General features: G+C 72.9%; 1 protein-coding gene. It reads left to right on the plus strand.

All coding sequences use genetic code 11. From position 1 onward, the window contains the following. Positions 1-17: 17 nt before the first annotated feature. On the plus strand, positions 18-1,601 hold a 1,584-nt coding region (locus AB0E62_RS39975), incomplete at its 3' end, for a non-ribosomal peptide synthetase (RefSeq protein WP_362206048.1).

The raw sequence follows: 1,601 nt of genomic DNA on the forward strand, positions 1-1,601 counted from the left end.
CGGAGCGGTCGGGGCCGTTGCGTCCGGACAACGTGGCGTACGTGATGTACACCTCCGGTTCCACCGGGAAGCCCAAGGGCGTCACCATCACCCACGCCAACCTCGTCAACGGAGTGTCCCGGCTGGCGGAGGCCGTGGGGCTCCGCCCCGGCTCCCGGATGCTGTGCGCCACCTCGGTGAACTTCGACGTGTCGGCGTTCGAGGTGTTCAGCGCGCTCGGCGTCGGCGCCACCGTCGACGTGGTGGAGGACATCCTCGAACTCGCCAAGCGCGACGGCTGGACCGGCAGCGCGCTCCAGGCCGTCCCGTCGGTGTTCGCCGAGATCCTCGACCAGGTCTCCGGCCGGCTGCACGTGGACACGGTCGTCCTCGGCGGGGACGCCCTGCCGGCGACCCTGCTGGAGAAGGTGCGCGACGCGATCCCCGGCGTGCGCCTGATGCAGGCCTACGGCCAGACCGAGGACTTCTACGCCACCACGTACCCGGTCCCGGAGGACTGGAGCGGAACGGGCAACGTGCCGATCGGCCGGCCGCTGGGCAACATGCGGGCGTATGTCCTGGGTCCGGGTCTCGCTCCGGTGCCGGTGGGTGTGGTGGGTGAGCTGTATGTCGGGGGTGCGGTGGGCCGTGGGTATCACGGGCGTCCCGGGCTGACGGCGGAACGGTTCGTGGCCGATCCCTTCGGGCCCGCCGGTGAGCGGATGTACCGCACCGGCGACCTGGTCCGCTGGACCACCGACGGACAGCTCGAATACCTCGGGCGCGGCGACTCCCAGCTGAAGATCCGCGGCTTCCGCGTCGAACCCGCCGAGATCGAGGCGGCGCTCCTCGCCCACCCCGGGGTCGCACAGGCGGTGGTGCTGGTCCGCGAGGGCCGCGGCACGGGCGGCAGGCAACTGGTGGGCTACGTCGTGCCCGCGTACGGCGGCGACACCGGTGACCCCGACCTCCGCGCGGGCGTCGAGGTGGCGGAGGTGCGCCGTTTCGTGGCTGCTCGTCTGCCGGAGTACATGGTGCCGTCGGCGCTGGTCGTGCTGGACCGGATGCCGCTGGACCTGAACGGGAAGGTCGACCGCAGGGCGCTGCCGGAGCCGGAGTTCGCGGCCGGCGAGTACCGGGCGCCGCGCACCCCGGAGGAGCGGACGCTGGCGGCGGTGTATGCCGAGGTGCTGGGGCTCGACCGGGTGGGGTTGGACGACGATTTCTTCGCCATCGGCGGTGACAGCATCCGTTCGATCCAGGTGGTGGCCCGCGCCCGGGCGCGCGGCGTCGAGATCAGCCCCCGGCAGGTCTTCGAGTCCCGGACCGTGGCCGAACTGGCCGCCGGAGCCCGGGTCGGTGCCGCCACCGCGCCCGAGGAACTGGCGGAACTGGAGGGCGGCGGCGTCGGCTGGATGCCGCTGCCCCCGGCCGGCGCCTACCTGCTGGAGGCGGGCGGCGCCATCGACAGGTTCTCCATGTCGGCCCTGCTGGAGCTTCCCGAGGCGATCGACGCGGCGGGTCTGGCGGCGACGTTGGGCGCGGTCCTGGACCACCACGACATTCTGCGCTCACGCCTGGTCATCCAGGACGGCCGTCCCGGCCTCGTGGCGGACCCGCCG

This window comes from Streptomyces sp. NPDC038707 (assembly GCF_040636485.1).
In the GTDB taxonomy this organism is placed as follows: Bacteria; Actinomycetota; Actinomycetes; order Streptomycetales; family Streptomycetaceae; genus Streptomyces.